General features: G+C 70.9%; 20 protein-coding genes. 5 read left to right on the top strand and 15 right to left on the bottom strand.

All coding sequences use genetic code 11. From position 1 onward, the window contains the following. The 4 genes from ABZ027_RS02350 to ABZ027_RS02335 form a co-directional block, all read right to left on the bottom strand. The gene (locus tag ABZ027_RS02350) at positions 1-1,095 is read right to left on the bottom strand and encodes a PDZ domain-containing protein (protein ID WP_356763518.1); all 1,095 of its coding nucleotides are present in this window, start codon (positions 1,093-1,095) and stop codon (positions 1-3) included. Positions 1,096-1,148: 53 nt separating this feature from the next. Continuing rightward, positions 1,149-1,313 (bottom strand): hypothetical protein, encoded by a 165-nt coding sequence (locus ABZ027_RS02345; RefSeq protein WP_356763516.1) that lies wholly within the window; start codon positions 1,311-1,313, stop codon positions 1,149-1,151. A 244-nt stretch (positions 1,314-1,557) separates the two neighbouring features. Continuing rightward, positions 1,558-2,019 carry a molybdenum cofactor biosynthesis protein MoaE gene (locus ABZ027_RS02340; protein ID WP_356763515.1) on the bottom strand — a complete coding sequence of 154 codons (462 nt, stop codon included), beginning with the start codon at positions 2,017-2,019 and terminating at the stop codon, positions 1,558-1,560. Between the two features lie 69 nt (positions 2,020-2,088). Then, on the bottom strand, positions 2,089-3,201 hold the full coding sequence (locus tag ABZ027_RS02335; RefSeq protein WP_356763513.1) for an SDR family oxidoreductase: 1,113 nt from the start codon (positions 3,199-3,201) through the stop codon (positions 2,089-2,091). 192 nt (positions 3,202-3,393) lie between these two features. Between ABZ027_RS02335 and ABZ027_RS02330 the strand changes: the two genes are divergently transcribed. Together ABZ027_RS02330 and ABZ027_RS02325 are read left to right on the top strand one after the other, a co-directional pair. Continuing rightward, positions 3,394-4,878 (top strand): zinc-dependent metalloprotease, encoded by a 1,485-nt coding sequence (locus tag ABZ027_RS02330; RefSeq protein WP_356763511.1) that lies wholly within the window; start codon positions 3,394-3,396, stop codon positions 4,876-4,878. Continuing rightward, on the top strand, positions 4,875-5,390 hold the full coding sequence (locus tag ABZ027_RS02325; RefSeq protein ID WP_356763509.1) for an NUDIX hydrolase: 516 nt from the start codon (positions 4,875-4,877) through the stop codon (positions 5,388-5,390). The genes ABZ027_RS02330 and ABZ027_RS02325 overlap by 4 nt, the downstream gene beginning before the upstream one ends. Before the next feature lie 78 nt (positions 5,391-5,468). On the opposite strand, the gene ABZ027_RS02320 is transcribed toward ABZ027_RS02325, so the two are convergent. The 4 genes from ABZ027_RS02320 to ABZ027_RS02305 all read right to left on the bottom strand — a co-directional run bounded on the left by ABZ027_RS02320 (position 5,469) and on the right by ABZ027_RS02305 (position 9,239). Then, complete coding sequence (locus ABZ027_RS02320) at positions 5,469-6,221, bottom strand: AIM24 family protein (protein ID WP_356763507.1); 753 nt, start codon at positions 6,219-6,221, stop codon at positions 5,469-5,471. Between the two features lie 19 nt (positions 6,222-6,240). Then, complete coding sequence (locus ABZ027_RS02315) at positions 6,241-6,918, bottom strand: AIM24 family protein (RefSeq protein WP_356763505.1); 678 nt, start codon at positions 6,916-6,918, stop codon at positions 6,241-6,243. Positions 6,919-6,923: 5 nt separating this feature from the next. Next, positions 6,924-8,495, bottom strand: a complete 1,572-nt coding sequence (locus tag ABZ027_RS02310; RefSeq protein WP_356763503.1) for a TerD family protein — start codon at positions 8,493-8,495, stop codon at positions 6,924-6,926. A 147-nt stretch (positions 8,496-8,642) separates the two neighbouring features. Beyond that, positions 8,643-9,239 (bottom strand): M48 family metallopeptidase, encoded by a 597-nt coding sequence (locus ABZ027_RS02305; protein ID WP_356763501.1) that lies wholly within the window; start codon positions 9,237-9,239, stop codon positions 8,643-8,645. 318 nt (positions 9,240-9,557) lie between these two features. Here ABZ027_RS02305 and ABZ027_RS02300 point away from each other — a divergent pair, with 318 nt between their 5' ends. Continuing rightward, positions 9,558-10,781 (top strand): TOMM precursor leader peptide-binding protein, encoded by a 1,224-nt coding sequence (locus ABZ027_RS02300; RefSeq protein ID WP_356763956.1) that lies wholly within the window; start codon positions 9,558-9,560, stop codon positions 10,779-10,781. Beyond that, positions 10,774-12,180: an AarF/ABC1/UbiB kinase family protein gene (locus tag ABZ027_RS02295; protein ID WP_356763499.1), complete on the top strand. Its 1,407-nt coding sequence runs from the start codon at positions 10,774-10,776 to the stop codon at positions 12,178-12,180. The genes ABZ027_RS02300 and ABZ027_RS02295 overlap by 8 nt, the downstream gene beginning before the upstream one ends. Before the next feature lie 185 nt (positions 12,181-12,365). On the opposite strand, the gene ABZ027_RS02290 is transcribed toward ABZ027_RS02295, so the two are convergent. The 4 genes from ABZ027_RS02290 to ABZ027_RS02275 all read right to left on the bottom strand — a co-directional run bounded on the left by ABZ027_RS02290 (position 12,366) and on the right by ABZ027_RS02275 (position 15,908). Continuing rightward, positions 12,366-12,689 carry a hypothetical protein gene (locus tag ABZ027_RS02290; RefSeq protein WP_356763497.1) on the bottom strand — a complete coding sequence of 108 codons (324 nt, stop codon included), beginning with the start codon at positions 12,687-12,689 and terminating at the stop codon, positions 12,366-12,368. After that, on the bottom strand, positions 12,686-13,057 hold the full coding sequence (locus ABZ027_RS02285; protein WP_356763496.1) for a WhiB family transcriptional regulator: 372 nt from the start codon (positions 13,055-13,057) through the stop codon (positions 12,686-12,688). The genes ABZ027_RS02290 and ABZ027_RS02285 overlap by 4 nt, the downstream gene beginning before the upstream one ends. A 176-nt stretch (positions 13,058-13,233) precedes the next feature. Further along, positions 13,234-13,545: a hypothetical protein gene (locus ABZ027_RS02280; protein ID WP_356763494.1), complete on the bottom strand. Its 312-nt coding sequence runs from the start codon at positions 13,543-13,545 to the stop codon at positions 13,234-13,236. Positions 13,546-13,709: 164 nt separating this feature from the next. Then, positions 13,710-15,908: an ATP-dependent DNA helicase UvrD2 gene (locus ABZ027_RS02275; protein WP_356763492.1), complete on the bottom strand. Its 2,199-nt coding sequence runs from the start codon at positions 15,906-15,908 to the stop codon at positions 13,710-13,712. Between the two features lie 240 nt (positions 15,909-16,148). On the opposite strand from ABZ027_RS02275, the gene ABZ027_RS02270 reads away from it, so the two are divergent. Then, positions 16,149-16,391, top strand: coding sequence for a mycoredoxin (locus tag ABZ027_RS02270; RefSeq protein WP_356763490.1), 243 nt, complete (start codon positions 16,149-16,151; stop codon positions 16,389-16,391). Between the two features lie 88 nt (positions 16,392-16,479). Here the strand turns inward: ABZ027_RS02270 and nudC are convergent, their stop codons facing one another. From nudC to ABZ027_RS02255, 3 genes are all read right to left on the bottom strand, one after another. Beyond that, positions 16,480-17,424: an NAD(+) diphosphatase gene (gene nudC / locus ABZ027_RS02265; RefSeq protein ID WP_356763488.1), complete on the bottom strand. Its 945-nt coding sequence runs from the start codon at positions 17,422-17,424 to the stop codon at positions 16,480-16,482. A gap of 154 nt (positions 17,425-17,578) precedes the next feature. Beyond that, positions 17,579-18,991 (bottom strand): dipeptidase, encoded by a 1,413-nt coding sequence (locus tag ABZ027_RS02260; protein ID WP_356763486.1) that lies wholly within the window; start codon positions 18,989-18,991, stop codon positions 17,579-17,581. A 10-nt stretch (positions 18,992-19,001) separates the two neighbouring features. Beyond that, positions 19,002-22,616 carry a UvrD-helicase domain-containing protein gene (locus ABZ027_RS02255; protein WP_356763484.1) on the bottom strand — a complete coding sequence of 1,205 codons (3,615 nt, stop codon included), beginning with the start codon at positions 22,614-22,616 and terminating at the stop codon, positions 19,002-19,004. Positions 22,617-22,618: the final 2 nt, after the last annotated feature.

Here is a 22,618-nt window from a genome sequence, read left to right as displayed (position 1 = left end):
CTACTTCGTCGTGCACTTCGGCAGGTCGGCGGTGTCGCCGGAGCGGATGTCCTTGAGGGCGCCCAGGGCGTCGTCGATGGTCTTCACCTTGACCAGGGTGAGGCCCTCGGGGGTGTCGCTCGCGGCGGCTGCGCAGTTCTCGGCGGGCGTGAGGAAGTACTGGGCGCCCTTGTCGCGCGCGCCGACGGTCTTCATCTCGATGCCGCCGATCGGGCCGACCTTGCCGGCGTCGTCGATGGTCCCGGTGCCGGCGACGAACTTCCCGCCGGTGAGGTTGCCGGGGGTGAGCTTGTCGTAGATGCCGAGCGAGAACATCAGGCCGGCGCTCGGCCCGCCGACGTCGGCGAGCTTGATGTCGATGCTGAACGGGAAGGTGTGATCGGTCCCGGCGGAGATCCCGACGATGGCGCGCTTCTTACCGCTGTCGTCGGAGGTCCTGGTCGTGATGGTCACCTTCTGCGTCTTCGTCGCCGTCCGGTGCTCCTTCTCGGCGGCGGCCTGCTCCTTGGCGGGCACGATCGTGAAGACGACCTTGTCGCCCGGCTTGTGCTTGGTCACCAGCTCGGCGACGTCGGCCGGCTCCTTCACCGCCGTACCGTCGACGGCTTTGATCACGTCGCCCGCGTGCAGCCTGCCCTCGGCCGGGGAGCCCTTGACGACCGTCGAGACAATCACCCAGGACCGCACCGGAACGTTCAGTTCCTTCAGGGCGGCGACCTTGGCGCTCTCCTGGGACTGGCTGAACTCCTCGGCGTTCTCCTGGGTGGACTGCTCCTCGGTCTTGCCGTCGGGGTAGAGGGTGTCGTGCGGCACGACCTTGTTGTCGTGCGCGAGCCAACCGTAGACGGCCTCGACCAGGTTCATCTTGTAGTCGGCGCTGGTGACCCGGACGGTGGTCATGTTCAGGTGCCCGCTGGTCGCGTACGTCTTGCGTCCCGAGATCTGCAGCACCGGCTCGCCGTCGTGGTCCCCGAGGGTGTTCACCGTCGGCCCCGGTGACATCTCCGAGTAGGGCACGGTGATGAAGACTCCCGCGCACAGCAGCGCGATCAGCATCAGGGTGGAGGCGAGCATCGTCGCGGTGCGGCGTGGCATGGCACGACAGTACGGGACGGGCCTGTCAGCGCATCGTCAGGGCCGTATCCGGGTCACGTGCCGGACTGGGGCTTCTCCATGGCCGCGCGGAACCGGGCATATCCGTCGAGCTCGGGACCGTCGCCCCGGGCCTTGCGGGTCCGGTTCGCCCAACTGCCCCACAGGCCCGCGCCGATCGCGGCCAACAGCGGAATCAGCAACCAGACGAGCGCCCCCATGCCTGCCTCCAACCCACCCTGAACTACTGCAACTGACTGATCAGCAGATTAATCATCCGCACTGACAACGCTCACGCCAGGGGTGCGGTTACGCAACCGGAGCGGTGAGGGAAGGGGACAGGGTCCCCGGCTCCCCAGGCGCTCAGGTCTCCAGATCCCGCAGGTCCCCAAGAGCGCCCGAGTTCCCCTCAGCGGCAGATCGACACGCGGGGGTGTCAGGTGCCGGTTCGCCGCGTCGGCGGGGTCAACACGCCCCGACCCACTCCTCGGTCCCGTCGGAGAACTTCTGGTGTTTCCAGATGGGCACTTCGTGCTTGAGATCGTCGATCAGTTTCCGACAGGCCTCGAAGGCCTCCCCCCGGTGCGGGCAGGAGACGGCGACGACGACGGCGAGGTCCCCGACCCGCAGGTCTCCCACCCGGTGCACGGCGGCGAGCGCACGCACCGGGTACTCCGCGACCACCTTCTCGGCGATCCGCCGCATCTCGGCCTCGGCACTGGGATGACACGAATACCCGAGCGCCTCGACGTCGGCGCCCCCGTCGTGGTTGCGCACGGTGCCGACGAACAGGGCGGTGCCGCCGGCGGCGTCGTCCCCGACGGCCCGGAAGACCTCGTCCAGGGAGAGATCCGTCTCCCGGACGGCAAGCAGCTTGATCGGGTCCTGAGCCGCCTGCTCACCGGGGTGGTCGTGTGTGGGTGCCATACCCCCATCGTGCCGCACGCCCGCGGCCACGGGGATCAGATCCGCGCCGCACGCCCGCGCCCATGGGGATCAGATCCGCCGACGCGCCTTGCGAGCCCGGCGCACCACCGCCGCCGCTCCCAGCAGCGCCACCGTCGCCCCCGCGGCACCGGCGGCCGTCGCGTCCTTGCGGCCGAGCCGGCGCCCGGCGACCGTGTGTCTCCCGGACACCTCCTCGAGAAGTTCCGCGAGTACCTCCTCGTTGGTCCACTGCGGGCGCCACCCCGCGTCATGCAGCCTGCTCCCGCTCACCACCCAGGGGTACATCGTGTACGCCAGGTCCCCCGCCGGTGACGGCGTGAGCCCGATCCGGTGGAGCCGGGCGGCCGCCCCCAGCGCGACAGCCGAGGGCAGCTCCATCCGCCGGATTCCGCTCAGCTCCTCGACCTCCTCCTGTTCCAGCCATCCGTCGCACCCGACGGCCAGCTCCCCCTCGACCTTCTCCAGGACGGCGTACTCCAGGGCGCTGCACAGGTCCTCGACGTGACAGAACTGCCAGGCGGGCCGGGACCCGGCCACGACGAGCAGGCGAGGAGACTCGAAATACCTGGTCAGCGCGGTGTCGGTACCGCCGACGAGCACGGCGGGGCGCACGACGGTGACGTTGAGTCCCGGATGCGCCCGAGGAGCCCTGCGGGCCAGTCGCTCGATCTCCAGCAGGTCCCCGACTCCGGTCGCCTCCGCGGTGGCCCGCAGCTCAGCGTCCTCCGACAGGGGCAGCTCGTTGTCCGGCAGGGCCCCGTACACCATGGAGGACGTGCACAGCACGGCCCGATGGACACCGGCCGCGGCGGCCGCGGTCAGCACGGTCTGCGTCCCCCGCACGTTGTACGCCGTCCGGGCAGCGGCATCGCTCTCCAGGTCGAGGTCGAGAGCGAGGTGCACCACGACATCCGCCCCGCGCAGCTTCTCCGCGATGGCCGGATCCCGCACGTCCAGGATGTGCCACTGCGCGCCGGCGCACTCTCCTCGCCGCTCGTCGAGGCCGATGACCTGCTTGATCTCCTCCGAGGCGGCGAGCCGCTCGGTGAGCAGCGCGCCGACGCCGGAGGCCGCGCCGGTGACCGCGACGACGGGCCCGCGCCTGGCGGAACTGGTTGACTGGTTTCGCGCTGCGCGAACCTGTGGATCTGGGGAACTCACCGGGCGTCTCCAGTGGTTGTCTTCAGTATGAGCGCGCGTGAAGCGTGCGTACCAGGTGGCATCCATCCTGCCGCAGGCCGCGAGTCGGCGAAGCACCGAGGCCCTAACCGCCCATGGTGTCTACGCTGGGTGGTGTTGTCGGGCAGCCGCGCCGCCGGAGAGAACCGGTGGCCTTACCAGCCGAGGAATCCCGTGAGTGACACCCCATTCGGATTCGGCCTTCCGCCGGAGGAGCCGGACGACGGCGACGAGGGCAAGAAGAAGGACCCGCAGAGCGGCGGTGGTCAGGGACCGGCCAACCCGTTCGGTTTCGGCGAGATGCCCGGCGCCGGAGGCTTTGGCGGCCCCGGCGCGGACAATCCGCTCGCTGCCATGTTCGGTTCGCTGAACCCCACCGACCTGGGCGCCGCCTTCCAGCAGCTGGGCCAGATGCTCTCCTACGAGGGCGGCCCGGTGAACTGGGACATGGCCAAACAGATCGCCCGCCAGACGGTCTCGCAGGGCACGGCGGACGGCACCAAGGACACGAGCGTCAGCGCCGCCGAGCGCACTGCCGTACAGGAGTCCGTCCGCCTGGCGGACCTGTGGCTGGACGACGCGACGTCGCTGCCGTCCGGCGCTGCCTCCGCGGTGGCGTGGAGCCGCGCGGAGTGGGTCGAGGCGACCCTGCCCGCGTGGAAGGAACTGGTGGACCCGGTCGCCGAGCGTGTCGGCGCCGCCATGGGTGACGTCCTGCCGGAGGAGATGCAGGCCATGGCCGGCCCGCTGATCGGCATGATGCGCTCGATGGGCGGCGCCATGTTCGGCACCCAGATCGGGCAGGCCGTCGGTGTGCTCGCGGGCGAGGTCATCGGTTCCACCGACATCGGCCTGCCGCTCGGCCCGGCCGGCAAGGCCGCGCTGCTGCCCGTGAACATGGACGCGTTCGGCAGGGACCTCGGCGTGTCGAAGGACGAGGTGCGGCTGTACCTCGCCCTGCGCGAGGCCGCCCACCAGCGTCTCTTCGCGCATGTGCCGTGGCTGCGCTCGCATCTGTTCGGCGCGGTCGAGGGCTACGCGCGCGGGATCAAGGTCGACACCGCGAAGCTCGAGGACGTGGTCGGCCAGTTCGATCCGCAGAATCCGGAGCAGTTGCAGGACGCCCTTCAGCAGGGCATGTTCCAGCCGGAGGACACGCCGGAGCAGAAGGCGGCCCTGGCCCGTCTGGAGACCGCTCTGGCCCTCGTCGAGGGTTGGGTCGACGCGGTGGTGCACGCGGCCGCGAAGCCCCGTCTGACGGGCGCGGACGCGCTGCGCGAGACCCTGCGCCGCCGTCGCGCCTCCGGCGGTCCGGCCGAGCAGACGTTCGCCACGCTGATCGGCCTGGAACTGCGTCCCCGCCGCCTGCGAGACGCGTCCCGGCTGTGGGCCTCGCTCACGGACGCGCGCGGTGTCGACGGCCGGGACGCCCTGTGGGCCCACCCGGACATGCTGCCGAACGCCTCCGACCTGGACGACCCGGACGGCTTCGTCCACCGTGAGCAGCTTGACTTCTCCGAGCTGGACAAGATCCTCGGCGAGGCGGCGGACAAGCCCGACCTCAGGAAGAAGGACGGGGGCCCCAAGGAGGGCTCCACCGAGGGTTCCACGGGCGAGGGCGGCTCCAAGGACGAGGGCGAGGGCGACGACACCGAGTGAGCCTGTACGACGACGCGGTCCTCGTCCTGAAGAACTACGAGGGCCAGGCAGAGCTGCGCCAGGCCTACCTGGACCACCTCGCGGAGCATCCGGACGGCCTGTGGAAGGCCTGCGCGGCCGGTCACATCACGGCGAGCGCCATGGTGATCGACCCGGAGCAGGGACGCGTGCTGCTGACCCTGCACGGAAAGATCCGCAAGTGGCTGCAGATGGGCGGCCACTGCGAACCGGCCGACGACACCCTGGCGGCCAGCGCCCTGCGCGAGGGCACCGAGGAGTCGGGCATCGCGGGGCTGCGCCTGCTGCCCGGCGGTCCGGTGCGCCTCGACCGCCATCACACGCCCTGCGCCTGGCACCTGGACGTCCAGTACGCGGCGCTCGCTCCGTCCGGTGCCGTCGAGGCGATCAGCGACGAGTCCCTGGACCTGCGCTGGTTCGCCTACGACGAGGTCGCCGATGTCGCCGACGAGTCGATCGTACGTCTGCTGGAGGCGGCCCGCGCGAGACTCTGAGGCACCAAGGGCGGACCTGAGGGGCGCACGCTTCCACGTGCGCCCCTCAGGTCCGCTTGCCGACCGGTGCGGGGGGCGTCAGCTGTTGCTGCCCCCGAGGGAGTTGCCGCGCAGGCCGCCACTGCCCATGCCGAACTGGCCGAGCACGCCCGATGTCCGCAGATGCTGCGGCGGCAGCAGCTCACTGGGCTGCACCAGGACATGGCCCGTCCCGGAGAACTGCATTTCCCAGCCCTCACCGCTGGAGCCCCGGCGGCGCCACACCGCGGAGGTGGAGGTCGGAGCCTGGAGCTGGGTCCGCAGCGACGTCGACCAGGCGACCACCGCGTCCGCGTCGCAGCAGACGTTCTTCTCCGGGGTGACCTCCAGTGCCAGCGGCTCGCCCGAGGTCATGAGGACGATCTGCCCCGAGCCGGACAGCTCCAGGTTGTAGGCGCCCGCCGAGGCCACCTCCACGGCACTGTCGACCGCGACGATGCCGACCCCCAGGGAGCCGTCGAAGGCGAGCACGTAGGAGCTGTCGACGGTGAGACCACGGCCGACCTCCATGATGTGCAGGTGCTGGGCCAGGTTGGCGAGGTAGACGACGCCGTTGCCCTTGCAGCGCATGAGCTCCAGACGCTCGCCGGTCATCCGCTCGACGTTGCGCCAGCTGCGGTTGCGGTACTGGCTGTCGAACTCCACCTGCCCCTCGAACGCCACCATGGCCCCCTGGCGCGCGAGCACGGGGCTGCTGCCCTGGGTGACGTCGGTCTTGAGGAGCTGCGGGTTCTGCAGGGTGTAGCGGCCGGTGGACTCCACCGGAATGTGTGCGAAAAGTGTGCTGTGCATGATGTGCCTGGTGCTCCCCTCAGCCCCGGACCTTGAATCGGTCGCCGGTGTCCTCGCTCGGCTGGACCACCACGAAGCCCTGGCCCTTGAAACCGATCTGGAACGCCTCACCACTGCCCCGGCCAAGCAGAGCGCTCGCCTTGACCGTGCGGCGGGCCTTCATGTCCAGGCCGGTCGTCCAGGCGATGAGCGCGTCCGGGTCGACGTACGTCTCACGCTCGGCGCAGTCCAGGGCCATCGGGATGCCCCGGCTGACCAGCGAGACCCAGCCCGTGCCGCGTACGACGAGGTTGGTCAGTCCCGAGCCGGACAGCTTGGCGAGGCCTTTGACCGGTTCGACGGTCAGCTCCAGCGAGGCGTCGCAGGCGAGCAGTGTCGCTCCGTTGACCGACAGGGCCTCGTTGTCGAGGTGCAGGACGAGGACGTCGCCGCCGTAGTCGGCTAGGTACAGGTCGCCGTCGCCCCGGCAGAGCATCAGCTTGCCGCCCTCGCCGGTGACCATCTCCTCGGCCGATCGACGCAGGTTGGCGGGCGCCCCGTCGAACTGCACATAGCCGTCGTACGCGATCATGGAGCCGGCCTTGGCCAGCAGGTCGTGCCCGGTAGCCATGGTGACCTTGAGCGTCTTGGAGCTGTGCACGGTCATCCGGACGCCGGTGGAAGCGGCGCTGTGCGCGCTGAGAGTCTGGGTGTCCATGGGCCTCACACCTCGAAGGGCTGTACGACGACGAAGTTTCCGGGGGCGCCCCGGAACTGGAGGTTCACGGCCTCGGAGGCCTGGCGGGCATACCCGGACCGGCGCAGCCTGAGCGCGGCCGTGGTGACGGCCTGCGCGCCGGCCGACCAGGCGATGACGGCGTTCCCGTCGACGTAGGTGGCCGGGCCGACGGGGATGACGACCGGCACACCGCGGGTCTTCACGACGACTGCTCCCGTACCCGAGAACAGCATGCTGAACAGGCCGCCCCCGGGGAGTCCCGCGCCTTCGATCCGGCGGACCTCGGTGTCCAGGGCTTCGTCGAACGCGAGCACGCCCTGCGCGCTGGTGTAGAGCTGCTCGCCCTGGAGTCGGATGACGAACACGCGGCTCGCCTCGTCGGCGAGGAACACCTCCCCGTCGCCGGAACAGCGCATCAGGGACATGCCCTGGCCGGTGAGAGCTCCGGTGAGCTTGCCGAGCAGGCCGGATCCCTTGTGGGCGAAATCGATGTCGCCCTGGTAGGCGACCATGCTGCCCTGCTTGGCGAGGATCGGGGCGCCCTTGGAGAGCGTGGCGCGCACGAGCTGCGGGTTCTGCTCCGTCCAACGGTCGCCCACCGGGGCTTCCGCGTACTTCGTCAGGACGACCCGCACGTTGGCCTCGGGCGGCACGGGCGCGAGCGCCGTGGCTCCGCCGAACGGCTGCCCCTGGCCGGGAAAGACGCCGGGAGCGCCCGGGGGCGTGAACGTCTGCGGGCCCGCTCCGGGCGGCGTGAACATCTGCGGGCTGGTCGGCGCGGGCGCCTGCGGCGGGACGCCGGGAGGCGCACCGGGCGGGGTGGTCCCGGCGATCGTCGGCGCCGTGTGGACCGACGGGGCGGGGGCGGGCGGGGCGGGCGGAGCCGGGTCGGGCGCGGGAGCCGGCGCTCCAAACGTGGGCGCGGGGGGCGGCGGTGCGGGTGCCTGCGGCGCGGGTGCCTGCGGCGGCGGTGCGAAGGCCGGCGCCTGGGTCTGTGCCGGGGCGTCCGGCGCGGGCGCCGGTTCCTCCTCGGCGACCTCGCCGCCGAAGTTCTTCAGCAGCGCGTCCAGGCCCCCGTCGAAGCCCTGTCCGACGGCGGCGAAACGCCACACGTCCTTCAGGTAGAAGTCCCCCAGCATCACGGCGCGCTCGGTGGTGAACTCACCGCCGTCGAAGGAGTACCGGGCGACCTCCTCCCCGCCGGCGACGATCCGGACGTATCCGGGAGCGATCTGTGACATCTGGCCGTCGCCGTCGATGGTCGCGGTGAACGACAGCTTCTGGATCTGCGAGGGGATCTGATCGAGCGTGACGCGGAAGGACTCGGTGTCGCCCGCCTGCGGGCCGAGGAGCTGGATGGAGTCCTCGGGTGACTTCGGCTGGTTGAAGAAGATGAAGTACCGGTCGTCGGAGAGCCGTTCGTCGGCGTCGAGACCGAAGCAGCTGATGTCGAAGGTCAGTCCGGGGCCGGAGATCTGTACGCCCACGTACAGATCCGTACCCGCGGTCAGGTCACTGATCTTGGCCTTGTGGCCTCGTTGGAATTCCCTGGCCATACGTAACGACCGTCCCCCATCCCGTATACGAGTGCGTCGCGACAGGCTAACTGCAAACTCGGACACCGGCAGAAGTCGGTACAGATCCGGTACAGAATCCCCCTCGGGAATCGGGGCCGGTGCCGGTGCCGGTGCCGCCGGGTGGCGTCATTCTCCGTCTGCGACCGGCAGGTGCGGCAATCGTCCGACGGCGACCACGCCTTCGAGATAGCCCTTGGCCCGCTCCGTGCGCGGATACGCCTCCAACAAACGCCAGAATCGCGGCCCGTGGCCGGGCACGAGCAGATGTGCGAGTTCGTGGAGGAGGACGTAGTCGACGACGTACTCGGGCATGCCCTGAAGCCGGTGCGACAGACGGATGCTGCCCTCGGCGGGGGTGCACGAGCCCCAGCGCGTGTTCTGGTTGGTGACCCAGCGCACCGAGGTGGGCCTGGCCCGGCCCTCGAAGTACTGGGCGGACAGCCGTTCGGCACGCTCACCCAGCTCGACGTCGCCCAGGACCCGCTTGCTCTCCTGGGCGGCCAGCTTGTCGAGCATGACACCCACCCAGCGCTGCTCCTCCGCCTCGGACATCCGGGCAGGGATGAGCACGATGGTGCGATCACCCTCGCGGTAGGCGGAGACGGTCCGGCGACGTCGGGCACTCCTGCGCACCTCGATCGCGCTCGCCCCCGAGCCGCCCGGCGGCTGGCTCGTCGTACGGCGCTGCGGCGTTCCTGCGCGGTGCAGGGGGTCGGCGGACACGGCACGACGTTACCCGGTGCACACCGGGGAAGTCCCGCCTCCGGGACGGTTCGGCTTCGATACCCCACATGTGTTTGAACCCCACATGCGTTTGATTCGTACGACCGACTTGTACGACGAATGCCGCCGCCTGTGGACAACTGTCGGCGCCCGACGCCCGGCCCGGGGCATGCTGGCACTCGCCGGCGGAGGTGTGGCGGGGTGTCCTGACCTGTCCGACGCCCCAACGGAATCCGCCGGCCGAACGGGGATGTTTTACGAGGGCTACGGGGGTCTGTCATGCAGTCGACGGTTTCGCAGGCGACGATGTCGCAGTCGATGGTTCCGATCGTGAAGCCCGCGCTCAGGCGCGGCTGGCGCGACCTCAACACCGTGCAGTTCGGGATGACTCCGGCGCACGCGATGACACTTGGCCCGATGGACACGGCGACAGGTAGTTTCCTCGACCTGCTCAACGGCACCCGTGGGCTTCCGCTCCTCCGGGAGGAGGCCCGTCGGATGGATCTGCCCGAGGGGCACGTCGACGCCCTGGTGGAGCGGCTGGCGCGGGCCGGGCTCGTCGACGACGCGAGAGGCGGCGGGCCGGGCGCCGAGGCCCTACGGGAGAAGAAGGAGGTTCTCGACCGATTGCGCCCCGACCTGGCCTCGCTGTCGCTGACCGCGTCCGAGCCGGGCGAGGCGATCGGTCTGCTGGCCGCGCGTCGTTCCCTGCGCGTCCAGGTGAGAGGCGCGGGCCGGGTGGGCGTGGTCCTGGCCTCGCTGCTGTCGGGCGCGGGTATCGGCGAGGTCGAGGTGCGCGACGTCGGCCGCGTCGAGCCGGGGGACGTCGCGCCGGGCGGGCTGACCGCGGAATCGATCGGCGAGCGCAGGGACGAGGCTGCCCGGCGGGCGGTGCGCCGGGCCGCCCCGGAAGACCCACCGCGCCGAGGCTCCCGCGCCCCGTCCGAGGGCGACAACGCCGGCCTGTCCCTGGTGGTCCTCGCCCCGCGGGACGACGTGGACGTACACGCTCCCGACTCCTCCACCGCCGAGCCCTTGATCACTTCCGGCACCCCTCATCTGTACGCCGGGGTCGTGGAGGGAACCGGAGTGGTGGGCCCACTCGTCCTGCCCGGCGAGACGGGCTGCGCCGGCTGTCTGCACGAGGCACGCGTCGACCGTGACCGGACCTGGCCCCGCCTGGTCGCCCAGTGGCGCTCCGGTACACCACGCCAGGCACGACAGCCGCGCCCCTGCGACCTGACGCTGGCCACGACGGTCGCGGGTCTGGCGGCAGCGCACGCGCTCGCTTTCCTGGACGGCCGGGTCCCGTCGAGCGCGGGCGCACGCTGGGAGGTCGCCCTGCCCGCCCTCAACTGGCATGCTCGGCCGGTCTGGGCGCACTCCGCTTGTCGTTGCGGAGCAGCGGAGAAGGGTAACGAGGAACACACCTCCGAGGCCGAGGAGTGGCACGAGACAATGGCGGAGCAACAACCGTCGAAGGAGTTACGCCGTAGGGCTGACGCGGCGCGGCTGGCTGGCACCTGGAGGGCGCATGTCTGATCTTCCCCGCAAGGCGGTCACCCGTACCGCCAAGCTCGCCGCACTTCCGCTCGGATTCGCCGGACGAGCGACCTGGGGGCTCGGCAAGCGGATCGTGGGCGAGTCCGCGGAGCTGGTCGGCCGCGAGCTGCAACAGCGCACGGCGGAGCAACTGTTCAAGGTGCTCGGCGAACTCAAGGGCGGCGCGATGAAGTTCGGCCAGGCCCTGTCGGTGTTCGAGTCGGCGCTGCCCGAGGAGGTCGCCGGTCCCTACCGGGCAGCCCTGACGAAGCTCCAGGAGGCGGCTCCCCCGATGCCGATCCGCACCGTGCACACGGTGTTGACCGAGCGCCTCGGCGAGGACTGGAAGGGCCTGTTCCTGGAGTTCGAGGACAAGCCCTCGGCGGCCGCCTCGATCGGCCAGGTGCACCGTGGGGTCTGGCACGACGGCCGCGAGGTGGCCGTCAAGGTTCAGTACCCGGGCGCCGGCGAGGCGCTGCTGTCGGACCTGACCCAACTGAGCCGGTTCGCCCGCCTACTGGGTCCCCTCGTCCCCGGCGTGGACATCAAGCCGCTGATCACGGAGCTCAAGGACCGGGTCTCCGAGGAACTGGACTACGGCCTGGAGGCGCAGGCCCAGCGCGCCCACGCCGAGGAGTTCGCGGACGATCCGGATGTCGTGGTGCCCGGGGTGGTCCATCAGTGCGAGCAGGTTCTGGTCACGGAGTGGATGGACGGCGTTCCGCTGTCGGAAGTGATCGCCGACGGCACCCAGCAGCAGCGCGACCGCGCCGGTCAGCTACTGGCCCGCTTCCTCTTCTCCGGCCCGGCCCGCACCGGACTGCTGCACGCCGACCCGCACCCGGGTAACTTCCGGCTCCTGCCCGGCGGCCCGGACGGCGAGGAGGACTGGCGCCTGGGGGTCCTGGACTTCGGCACGGTCGACCGTCTCCCGGGCGGCCTGCCCACCCCGATCGGCACCTCCCTGCGCATGACGATCGACGGCGATGCGGAGGCCGTGTACGAGCTCCTGTGCGCCGAGGGCTTCGTCAAGGAATCCATAGAGCTCGACCCCGACGCGGTCCTCGACTATCTCCTGCCGATCATCGAACCGGCCCAGGCCGACGAGTTCACCTTCACCCGCGGCTGGATGCGCAGCCAGGCGGCCCGCATCGCCGATCCCCGCTCCCCCGCACATCAGCTGGGCAAACAGCTCAACCTGCCCCCGGCCTACCTCCTGATCCACCGCGTGACCCTGAGCACCATCGGCGTGCTCTGCCAGCTGGGCTCGACGGTACGTCTGCGTGAGGAACTGGAGGAGTGGCTGCCGGGATTCGTCCCGGAGACGCTCCTGGAGAAGAACGACGGCGCGGCGGACGTGGTCGAGGCGGACGAGGAGCAGTCGGTCGCGGAGGCGTGAGGGCGCCGGCCTGGCTCACCACCAGGCCGAGTCCGACAGCCCCTCGATCGCCCTGAAGCTCTCCCGAGAGCAGAGATGGTCGGCACAACGCACGGCGGGGACCGGTCCGTTCGGGCGGACCGGCCCCCGCGGGGAAAGCTCCGCCTCCCTGGCCGGGAGGCCACCGCTTCAGGTGTCGTTCGGGACTACTGCATGACGGCCATGGCGAGCGCGCGGCGGGCGCGCAGCGAGGCGCGCTCGGCCCGGCGCTGCATCCGGCGGGCGGCCGCCAGGCGCACGGCCTGACGGTCCCGCTCGGCCTCATGCAGGAGCTCGTGCATATGCGCACGGGCCAGGGCTTCTGGGATGAGTTGCATCTCTCGGGTCCTGTTCTGGCGCGAGTCCATCGCGCCGCTCATGGTGAAGTCTTCAGGCGTCGCGCCTGCGGGCTCGTCGGTGGACGGCTTCATCGGGGCCTGCTTCTTGGGGTCGTGCGTGACGGGACGATCGATGGTTCCTGCGGTGTTCATGCCGTGACCGGGTTCTTGCGCGGGCGACCACGCGGCCGCTTCCGGGCGACGACGACACCCTGCACGAACAGTTCGCCACCCCAGACGCCCCAGGGCTCACGCCGCTCCTTGGCACCGGCGAGGCAGGCCTCGACCAGGGGGCAGGTGCGGCAGAGGGACTTGGCGTACTCGACGTCCGCCGGCGACTCGGCGAAGAAGACCTCCGGGTCGTAGGAGCGGCAGGGGACGGGCACGCCGAGGTTCTCGATGGCGTCGTCGAGCGCGGTGAGCGCGGTGAGCGGGGTCAACAAGGTGGAGTCCTCCGTGAGGCCGGGCGGGGGGATCGTTTCGGAAGGCGGTACGGACGGGGCGTGCGCTTCGAGTTGCACGGTTCGTCTTCCTCGTCTGGTCGTTCCGGCCCTGTTGGACCGGTTGTCGGCTGGTACCGGGTTCTTTTCTTGTCCCGAGGCCCCTTCGTTCCGTCATCCCCGTTCGAGGACAAACAGAAGGGCCGCGGATCCCGGGTGGGGTTCCGCGGCCCTGAAGGCGCCGGCCTGATCGACGATCAGGCTGGATCACTCCAGGGTTCTGGCCCACGGAAGGCCCACATCAGGTGGTGCTGCGTCTGCTTCCGGCTACCGGCACCGGCCGCCGCAAAGGCATAGGCCTGCGCCTGTGCCCCTACTGCTTCCAGTGCCTTGATCGGTCGCTCATTGCGCTCTCGGACGGGAAGACCCGCAAGAGACACGGAGGACACCGGACGCACGGCACGAATGCCGGACAGACCGGTGCACGGAGCAGAGGCGCCGAGCATGCACGTGGAGACGACCGAGCGATCGGTCATTTTGCTGATGAAACCGCTGTTGATGCTGATCACTGGAATCGCCTCCTCTCGGCGTCTCTGGGACTGGGATGAACCAGTCCTACGGGTATGCAAGTACAGCACGGAATCGGGGCCTCCGAGAAGGCCTCCGTCCCCGTGGCTAAGAACCTATGGGGATTGCCGGGGCATGCGCAAACTATTTTTTCGACGAGTTCGCATCAAACCCCGTCTTCTTCTCCCGCAGGCTCCTGGCCAGCACAAAGGGCGAGGACATCAGCTCCGTAGCGCTTGAGTTTGCGCATGCCGACCCCAGGAATCCGGGCGAGCTCCCCGTCTTCGTCGGGGGCGGCCTCGGCGATCGCCATCAGCGTCTTGTCGGTGAAGACGCAGAAGGCGGGCTGTCCGCTGCGCTGCGCCTGGACCGCGCGCCACTCGCGCAGCCGCTCGTAGAGACCCTCGTCCATGTCGGACGGGCAGTCCTCGCAACGCATCAGTTTCATCTCACCGGCGTCGGTGAGCGTGCGCCCGCACACTCGGCAGCGGGCCGGAGTGCGCTGCCTGCGCCGCGGGGTGGCGCCCGGCCTGCTCGTGAAGCCCCGCTCGACGCCTCCGGGGCCGGCTGCGGCGGCACGACTCCCCGCGGCGGCGGCCGAGCCGGGGCGCAGCCCGTCGAGGAAGCGGCTGGGGCGGCGGCTCGGACGTCCACCCGGAGAGCGGGAAAGCGCCCAGGAGACGTGGAGGTGGTCCCGGGCGCGGGTGACGCCTACATAGAGAAGCCGGCGCTCCTCCTCGATCTGCTCGGGGGTCTTCGCGTAGGTGATCGGCATCATGCCCTCGGCTACGCCGACCAGGAAGACGACGTCCCACTCCAGGCCCTTGGCCGAGTGCAGGGAGGCGAGAGTGACGCCTTCCACGGTCGGGGCGTGCTGGGCGGCCGCCCGCTCGTCGAGTTCGGCCACGAGGTCGCCCAGGGTGGCGCCGGGTCTGGCGGCGGCGAAGTCCTGCGCGAGGTTCACGAGGGCCGCGAGGGACTCCCAGCGCTCCCTGACGGCTCCCGAGCCGGCCGGGGGCTCGGTGGTCCACCCCTCGCCGGACAGCACCGCACGCACCTGGGAGGGCAGGTCGACGACGTCGTCGAGGAGGGAGTCGTTACCGCCGAAGCGGGCGGCGCCGCGCAGGGCGACGCCGGCCTTGCGGACCTCGGGGCGGTCGAAGAAGCGCTCCGCCCCTCGCAGCTGGTAGGGCACTCCGGCGTCGGCGAGGGCCTGTTCGTAGGTCTCCGACTGGGAGTTGGTGCGGAACAGGATGGCGATCTCGCTGGCCCGGACGCCCGCGTCCATGAGCTCACGTATCCGCCGTGCGGCGCCCTCGGCCTCGGCGGGCTCGTCGGGGTACTCGCTGTAGACGGGCTCGGGGCCGGGGGCGCGCTGGGAGACCAGCTCCAGCCGATGGTCGGCGGCGCGGCCGTGCGCCTGGGCGAGGAGGCCGTTGGCGAGGTGGACGACCTGAGGTGTGGAACGGTAGTCGCGGACCAGCTTGACCACCGTGGCCCCGGGGTGGCGGGTGCGGAAGTCGAGAAGGTGGTCGGGGGTCGCTCCGGTGAACGAGTAGATCGTCTGGCTGGCGTCTCCGACCACGCAGAGGTTGTCCCGGTCGCCCAGCCACAGCTCCAGCAGGCGCTGCTGGAGGGGACTGACGTCCTGGTACTCGTCGACCACGAAGTGCTGGTACTGGGAGCGGACCTGGTCGGCGACATCGTGCCGATCCTGGAGGACGGCCACGGTCAGCAGCAGGACGTCCTCGAAGTCGATGAGGGCGCGGTCGCGCTTGAGGTCCTCGTACGCGGAGTAGAGCTGGGCGATCTCGGCGGGTGCGCGGGGGGCCTCGCGTCCTGCCTTGACCGCGGCGAACGGGTAGTCGGCGGGGACGGTCTGGGTGACCTTGGACCACTCGATCTCGCCGGTGACGTCCCGCAGTTCGCCCCGGTCGAGACGGATGCGGCAGGCGGCGGCCGCGTCGGCGACGAGCTGGATCTTGCGGTCGACCAGCCGGGGCATGGAGCCACCGATGGCTTTCGGCCAGAAGTACTGGAGCTGACGCAGGGCGGCGGAGTGGAAGGTACGGGCCTGGACGCCGCCCGCGCCGAGCTGCCGGAGCCGGCCGCGCATCTCGCCCGCGGCGCGGTTGGTGAAGGTGACGGCCAGCACGCTGGACGGCTGGAGGATGCCCGCGCGCACGCCGTAGGCGATGCGGTGGGTGATCGCCCGTGTCTTGCCCGTGCCGGCACCCGCCAGCACGCACACCGGACCGTGCAGGGCGGTGGCGACCTCGCGCTGCTCGGGGTCGAGCCCTTCGAGTACCGCGTCGGCCGAGTCCGGTGTCTGCGGGAAGAGGGTGGAGTGCGTTGCTGCTGTCACACAGCCATGCTGCCAGGTCGCCGGAGACGGAAGAGCCGGTTGTCCACAGGGGAGCACCCGCAGTCGTACTAATGCGGCAGGCGTCACGTCCCGGTCGTGCGGCGGACTCACCATGCGTCACGTCCGGTCGTGCGGCGGGACTCACATCGAGTTGACCATCCGGAAGGGAATGGTGGCCCTTTCGCGTACGTTCCCTCACTGCGAGCACGACCCCCGAGCCGCCGAAGGAGCGCGAGAGACATGCCGGGCACTGTGACGATGTACAGCACCACGTGGTGCGGCTACTGCCGTCGGCTGAAGAGCCAGATGGACCGCGAGGGCATCCCGTACAACGAGATCAACATCGAGCAGGACCCGGAATCCGCCGCGTTCGTCGAGAAGGCGAATGGCGGAAACCAGACGGTTCCGACCGTGCTGTTCCCGGACGGCTCGACGCTCACCAACCCTTCGCTGGCCCAGGTCAAGCAGAAGGTCGGGGCGTAACCGCTCCCGCGTGTGAGAAGGGCGGCCCCCGAGGATTCCTCGGGGGCCGCCCTCGCCTTTCGTGGCTAGACCGGCGGGGGGCCGTGTCTCACAGGAAGCTTCTGGTCGGCAGTGGCTTGCCGTACCAGAGCTCTATCAGACGGGCCGCGATCGAGATGCCGTAGGGCGGCAGGACTTCGCCGGAGTCGAAGGCGGCACGCAGTTCGTCGCGGGAGAACCAGCGGGCTTCATGGATCTCGTCGCCGTCGACGTCGATGTCGGTCGAGGTGGCGTGGGCCATGAAGCCCAGCATCAGGCTGGACGGGAACGGCCAGGGCTGGCTGGCGACGTATTCGACCTCGCCGATGGTGACACCGACCTCCTCGAAGACCTCGCGGCGCACCGACTGCTCGATGGCCTCGCCGGGTTCGACGAAACCGGCGAGCGTCGAGAAGCGGCCCTCGGGCCAGTGGACCTGGCGGCCCAGCAGGATGCGGTCGTCCTCGTCGGTCACCGCCATGATCACGGCGGGGTCGGTGCGCGGGTAGTGCTCGGCGCCGCAGGCCTGGCAGCGGCGGATGTGACCGGCCGCGGCGATGACCGTGCGCTCGCCGCAGCGCGAGCAGAAACGGTGCGTGCGCTGCCAGTTCTCCAGGCCGACCGCGTGCACCATCAGGCCGACGTCCCGGGCTGACAGGAGCGCGCCGGCCTCGCGCAGGCCCGCCTGGCGCGCGGACTGGTCGATACGGCCGGGGAGCGAGTCCTTCTGGAGGGCGAAGTAGCGCACGCCGTCCTCGTCGATGCCGAGGAAGTAGCGGTGCGCCTCGGTGAGGGGCGCCTCGAAGGACGGCGTCATCACGAGTTCGGTGCGGCCGTCGGCCGTCTCGTCGATGAGGACCTGGCCGCCGGAGACCACGAAGCAGCGGGTCGTCGGGTGGCTCCATGCCGCCGCGAGCCAGGCCTCGTCGAGCCGGTGGTGGGCGGCGCGGTCGATGCCGCTCGGGGCGGTGAGCGAGATGGGGCGGTCGGCGGTGTGGTCGGTCCAGGTGGTCACGGGTGCTTCCAACTCCCCCGGTGGAAAGGGTGTTTCTCGGGCGGTTCAGCGGGACGTCAGGCGGGAGGTGGCCGGGCGCGGCTGGGCGTGGCGGTACGGGACAGTTCTTCCAGTGTGCCCCGCCCGCTGTGCCGACCCGGGCGGCTCGGGGCGGTCAGGGCGCATGACTCCAGTGTTCCGCGAGGTCGGTCCACAGGTACGCGGCGGTTTCGACGCCCTTGAGGAGCAGGTCCAGCTCGACCTTCTCGTTGGGGGCGTGCCAGCCGTCGGAGGGGACGGAGATGCCCAGGAAGAGCACGGGGGCGCCCAGCACTTCCTGGAGGTCGGCGGCCGGTCCCGAACCGCCGACGCGGGTGAAGCGGACAGGCTTGTCGAAGGCGCACTCCATGGCCCGTACCACGGACTGGAGGGCGGGATGGTCCAGCGGCGTGAGGCATGGGCGGGTGGCGGCCAGGAACGTGATCTCGCTGCGGATCCCGGGGGGCACCTGTTTGTCGACCCACGCGCGGACGATCTTCTCGATGTGATCGGGGTCCTGTCCCGCGACCAGCCGGAAGGAGAGTTTCACCATGGCGGAGGATGGGATGATCGTCTTGCTGCCGGGGCCCTGGTAGCCGCCGCCGATGCCGTTTACCTCGGCGGTCGGGCGGGCCCAGACGCGCTCCAGGGTGGTGTGCCCTGCCTCTCCGTGAGTGGCGTGCGACGTGGCGGTCCGCAGCCACTGCTGTTCGTCGAACGGCAGCTCGGCGAAGAGTTCGCGTTCCTGGTCGGTCAGCTCGATGATGCCGTCGTAGAAGCCGGGGATCGCCACGCGCGCGTGCTCGTCGTGCAGGGCGGCGACGAGACGGGCGACGGCCGTCGCCGGGTTGGGGACGGCTCCGCCGAATGCACCGGAGTGGATGTCCTGGTCTGGGCCATGCAGCCGGATCTCGCACTCGGCGAGGCCACGCATGCCGGTGCACACGGAGGGGGTGTCCTCGGACCACATGCTGGTGTCGGAGACGACCACGACGTCGGCGGTCAGCCGGTCCACGTGCTGTTCGACAAGGGCGCGGAAGTTCGGCGAGCCGGATTCCTCCTCGCCCTCGATCAGCAGCTTGAGGTGGACGGCGGGAGTCGTGCGGCCGGTGGCGGCGAGGTGGGCGCGGACGCCGAGTGTGTGGAAGAACACCTGGCCCTTGTCGTCGGCCGCCCCGCGCGCGTAGAGGCGGTTGTCGCGGACGACGGGCTCGAAGGGCTCGCTGTCCCAGCCGTCCTCGCGGGCGGCGGGCTGTACGTCGTGGTGGCCGTAGACCAGGACCGTGGGCGCCCCGGGGTCGGCGGAGGGCCACTCGGCGAAGACGGCCGGGGCACCCGGTGTCTCCCAGACCTCGGCGGTCGGGAAGCCGGTCTCCCGGAGCCTGGCGGCGAGCCAGTCGGCGCTGCGTCGTACGTCGGGCGCGTGGTCGGGCTGGGCCGACACGGACGGGATGCGCAGCCACTCGGCCAGGTCGTCGAGGAAGACGGCACGGTGCCGCTGGACATAGGTACGGACGGCGCTGACGGCACTGTCAACGGGGTGGCTCATGGTCACGAGCCTATCGGCCCGCGGTGACATCCTCGTCGTGCGGTTCCTCACCTCCGGGCTCCTCCAGGAGGATCCGTTCCAGTGCCGCGCGGTCCGGCAGCCCCTCGGGCCGTACGACCTCGCCGCTGCGCACGTACAGGAAGGCCGCCGTGACCGACTCCGGGGAGATGCCCTGCTGCTCGGCCCAGGCGAGCCGGTACACCGCGAGCTGGAGCGGGTCGGCGGTGTGGCCGCGGTTGGTCTTCCAGTCCACGATGTCGTACGTCGTCTCGTCTCCGTCGCCCGACTTGTAGACGGCGTCGATCCGGCCCCGGATCACGCGGCCGGCGAGGGTGAGCTGGAAGGGGGCCTCCACGCGGTAGGGCGTGCGCTGGGCGTAGTCGGTGCGCTCGAAGGCGTCCTTGAGGGTTTCCAGGTCGTGTTCGTCGGCGATGTCGGCCTCGCTTCCGGGCAGTTCCTCCGGTTCCAGCATGGGCAGCGTGAGCGCCTCGAAGCGGGACTCGACCCAGGCGTGGAAGCGCGTGCCGCGGCGGGCGGCGGGCTGCGGGGGGCGGGGCATGGGACGGGCCAGTTCCTGTGCGAAGCCGTCCGGATCGGCGGCCAGGCGCAGCAGCTGGGACGCGGTGAGCGAGGCGGGCAGGGGGACGTCGGTGACGCTGTGCCGGGCTCGCAGGAGTTCGCCGGTGAGGGCGTCGAGGTCGCGGTCCCAGGAGGCGAGGGTGCGGGCCTCCTCCGGGGTGAGGCGCGGGTGGTCGGCCTCCGCTTCCGTGGGGTGGGGGCGTGCGGGCTCGGGGCGGGGGCGCGTTGGCTGAGGGTGGGGGCGTGCGGGTTCCGGGCGGGGCTGCCGTGAGGTGTCCGGGGCGGCCGCCTGGTGCGGGACGGTCGGGCGGTCGGCGGTCCAGGAGTCCCAGTCGGCCGGGTCCTCCTCGCCGAACGAGCCGGCCCCGGCGTGGGAGCCCTCCCCGGCGAAGGAGTTCTCGTCCGCGTAAGGGCCGTCGTCGTAGGGGTCCTCGTCGTAGGGGTCGTCCTCGATAGCGGTCTCGTGGTCCGGTGGTGCGGGCCAGTCCGGGTCGTCGTAGGTGTCCGGGTCGTGCGTGGCCTCCGGGTGGCCGTCCGGGTGCGAGGCGAGGTGCTCCAGGTGGGCCAGTACGGTCTCGGCGGCTGCCCGGCGCCTGGTCAGGGCGGCCTCGTCCAGGGGCAGGGGCCACACCTGGTCGGCGGACACCTGGTGCAGAACGGGGTTCTCCTCGTCCTCGTCGGGCTCTTCCGCCCAGACCTCGATCTCGCCGTTCCCGTCCGCGCAGTGCTGGTACAGGGCGCTCAGGAAGTCGGAGGGGCCCCGCCGCTTCTTCTGGGTCGGGCCCCACCAGTGGCCGGAGCCGAGGAGGAGGGAGCGGGGGCGGGTGAAGGTGACGTAGCCGAGGCGGAGTTCCTCGGTGTGCTGGTGCTCCTTCATGGCCTGCTGGAAGGCCTTCAGTCCCCGCGAGTCCCAGGACGCGGGGTCGGGAAGGGTGTCGGCGTCGCCGCGCAGTTCGTGCGGCAGCACCTTGCCCTGGGAGGTCCACTTCTCGCGGCCCTGGCTGCTGGGGAAGGTACCGGTGACCAGCCCCGGCACGGCGACGACGTCCCACTCCAGGCCCTTGGACTTGTGCGCGGTGAGCACCTTCACGGTGTTCTCGCCGCCGGGCAGTGCGTTGTCCAGGCCCTTCTCGTACTGGGCGGCGGTACGCAGGAAGCCGAGAAAGGCCAGCAGGGTCGCCTCACCGTCGCCGGCGGCGAAGGAGGCGGCGACGTCCAGGAAGTTGGACAGGGTCTCGCGTCGGCGGGCCGCCAGGGCGTGCGGGGACGCCGACAGCTCCACCTCCAGGCCGGTGACGGCCAGGACGCGGTGCAGGACGTCCATGAGGGGGTCGGCCAGGGAGCGGCGCAGGTCACGCAGTTCCGTGGCCAGGCGCGCGAACCGTACGCGCGCGTCCGGGGAGAAGGGCAGGCCGTCGTGGTCCCCGTCCCCGTCGAACGGGGTCTCCAGGAAGGTGTCGAGGGCGTCGGCGAGCGATATCACCTCGGCCGGGTCCACCCCCTCGACGGCGGCGGCGAGCCGGCGGTCCGGGTCGTCCTCGCCGTCCACCCGCGCGTGCGACACCAGGAGCCGGGCGCGCCGCCCCAGCAGGGCGAGGTCGCGCGGGCCGATCCGCCAGCGCGGGCCGGTCAGCAGACGGACGAGCGAGGCGTTGGCGCCGGGGTCCTGGAGGACCTCGCAGACGGCGACCAGGTCTGCGATCTCGGGCAGGTGCAACAGCCCGGACAGCCCGACGACCTCGACGGGGACGTCCCGGGCGACGAGCGCGCCCTGGATCTCGGCGAAGTCGGTGGCCGTACGGCACAGAACGGCGATCTCTCCGGGAGCCTTGCCGGTGTTCACCAGGTGCGCGATCGAGCCGGCGAGCCACTGGATCTCCTCGGCGTGGGTGGGCAGCAGGGCGCAGCGGACGACGCCGTCACGTTCGGCGCCGGGGGCCGGGCGGAGTGCCTCCACTCCCGCGTGCATGGCGCGCAGTGGCTCCGCGAGGTCGTTGGCGAGGTCCAGGAGCCGTCCGCCGCTGCGGCGGTTCTCGCTGAGCGCCTGTCGGACGGACGGGCGGCCGTCGGCGTGGGCGAAGTGCTCGGGAAAGTCGTCGAGGTTGGCCACGGAGGCCCCGCGCCAGCCGTAGATGGCCTGACAGGGGTCGCCGACCGCGGTGACGGGATGGCCGGTGCCACTGCCGAACAGGCCTGCCAGCAGGATGCGCTGGGCCACGGACGTGTCCTGGTACTCGTCGAGGAGCACCACCCGGAACTCGTCGCGCAGGACGCGGCCCACTTCGGGGATCTGGGCGAGCCCGGCGGACAGGGCGATCTGGTCGCCGAAGTCCAGCAGGTCACGTTCCCGTTTGGCGGCGCGGTAGCGGACCACCAGGTCGGCGAGTTCACGGCGGGCGGCGGCCGTCTCGGGCACCTTGCGCAGATCGGCGTTGGTGAGCTTGACGCCCTCCAGTGTGCGCAGCAGGTCGGCGTCGTAGGCGCGCAGGTCCTCGGGTCGTACGAGGTGTTCGGCGAGTTCGGCGTCCAGTGCGAGGAGGTCGCTGACCAGGTCGGCGAAGGAGCGGGTGAGTGCCGGGTAGGGGCCTGGGGCTTCGCGCAGGACGCGCGCGGCGAGTTGGTAGCGGGTGGCGTCGGCGAGCAGGCGGGAGGTGGGTTCCAGCCCGATGCGCAAGCCGTGGTCGGCCAGCAGGCGGCCCGCGAAGGCGTGGTACGTCGAAATCACCGGCTCGCCCGGCGGGTTGTCCGGGTCGATGACGTCCGGGTCGGTGACACCGGCCCTGATCAGTGCCTTGCGGACCCGCTCGGCGAGTTCACCGGCGGCCTTGTTGGTGAACGTGAGGCCGAGCACTTGTTCGGGGGCCACTTGGCCGGTTCCGACCAGCCACACCACACGTGCCGCCATCACCGTGGTCTTGCCCGAACCGGCGCCGGCCACGATCACCTGCGGGGCGGGCGGCGCGATGATGCAGGCCGTCTGCTCCGGGGTGAACGGGATGCCGAGGAGCTCCTTGAGCTGGTCGGGATCGCTGATACGGGCGGGCATGA

The organism is Streptomyces sp. NPDC006332, from assembly GCF_040612855.1.
Taxonomy (GTDB): Bacteria; Actinomycetota; Actinomycetes; order Streptomycetales; family Streptomycetaceae; genus Streptomyces.
This window is presented reverse-complemented; position numbering and strand designations above follow the sequence as displayed.

Bases quoted from the DNA above. Each gene is read 5' to 3' on its own strand.
- ABZ027_RS02255 (WP_356763484.1), bottom strand. From the start codon at position 22,616: ATGCCCGCCCGTATCAGCGATCCCGACCAGCTCAAGGAGCTCCTCGGC.
- ABZ027_RS02315 (WP_356763505.1), bottom strand. From the start codon at position 6,918: ATGGACACCCAGACTCTCAGCGCGCACAGCGCCGCTTCCACCGGCGTC.
- ABZ027_RS02350 (WP_356763518.1), bottom strand. From the start codon at position 1,095: ATGCCACGCCGCACCGCGACGATGCTCGCCTCCACCCTGATGCTGATC.
- ABZ027_RS02260 (WP_356763486.1), bottom strand. From the start codon at position 18,991: ATGAGCCACCCCGTTGACAGTGCCGTCAGCGCCGTCCGTACCTATGTC.
- ABZ027_RS02320 (WP_356763507.1), bottom strand. From the start codon at position 6,221: ATGCACAGCACACTTTTCGCACACATTCCGGTGGAGTCCACCGGCCGC.
- ABZ027_RS02340 (WP_356763515.1), bottom strand. From the start codon at position 2,019: ATGGCACCCACACACGACCACCCCGGTGAGCAGGCGGCTCAGGACCCG.
- ABZ027_RS02310 (WP_356763503.1), bottom strand. From the start codon at position 8,495: ATGGCCAGGGAATTCCAACGAGGCCACAAGGCCAAGATCAGTGACCTG.
- ABZ027_RS02295 (WP_356763499.1), top strand. From the start codon at position 10,774: ATGTCTGATCTTCCCCGCAAGGCGGTCACCCGTACCGCCAAGCTCGCC.
- ABZ027_RS02270 (WP_356763490.1), top strand. From the start codon at position 16,149: ATGCCGGGCACTGTGACGATGTACAGCACCACGTGGTGCGGCTACTGC.
- ABZ027_RS02300 (WP_356763956.1), top strand. From the start codon at position 9,558: ATGGTTCCGATCGTGAAGCCCGCGCTCAGGCGCGGCTGGCGCGACCTC.
- ABZ027_RS02345 (WP_356763516.1), bottom strand. From the start codon at position 1,313: ATGGGGGCGCTCGTCTGGTTGCTGATTCCGCTGTTGGCCGCGATCGGC.
- ABZ027_RS02290 (WP_356763497.1), bottom strand. From the start codon at position 12,689: ATGAACACCGCAGGAACCATCGATCGTCCCGTCACGCACGACCCCAAG.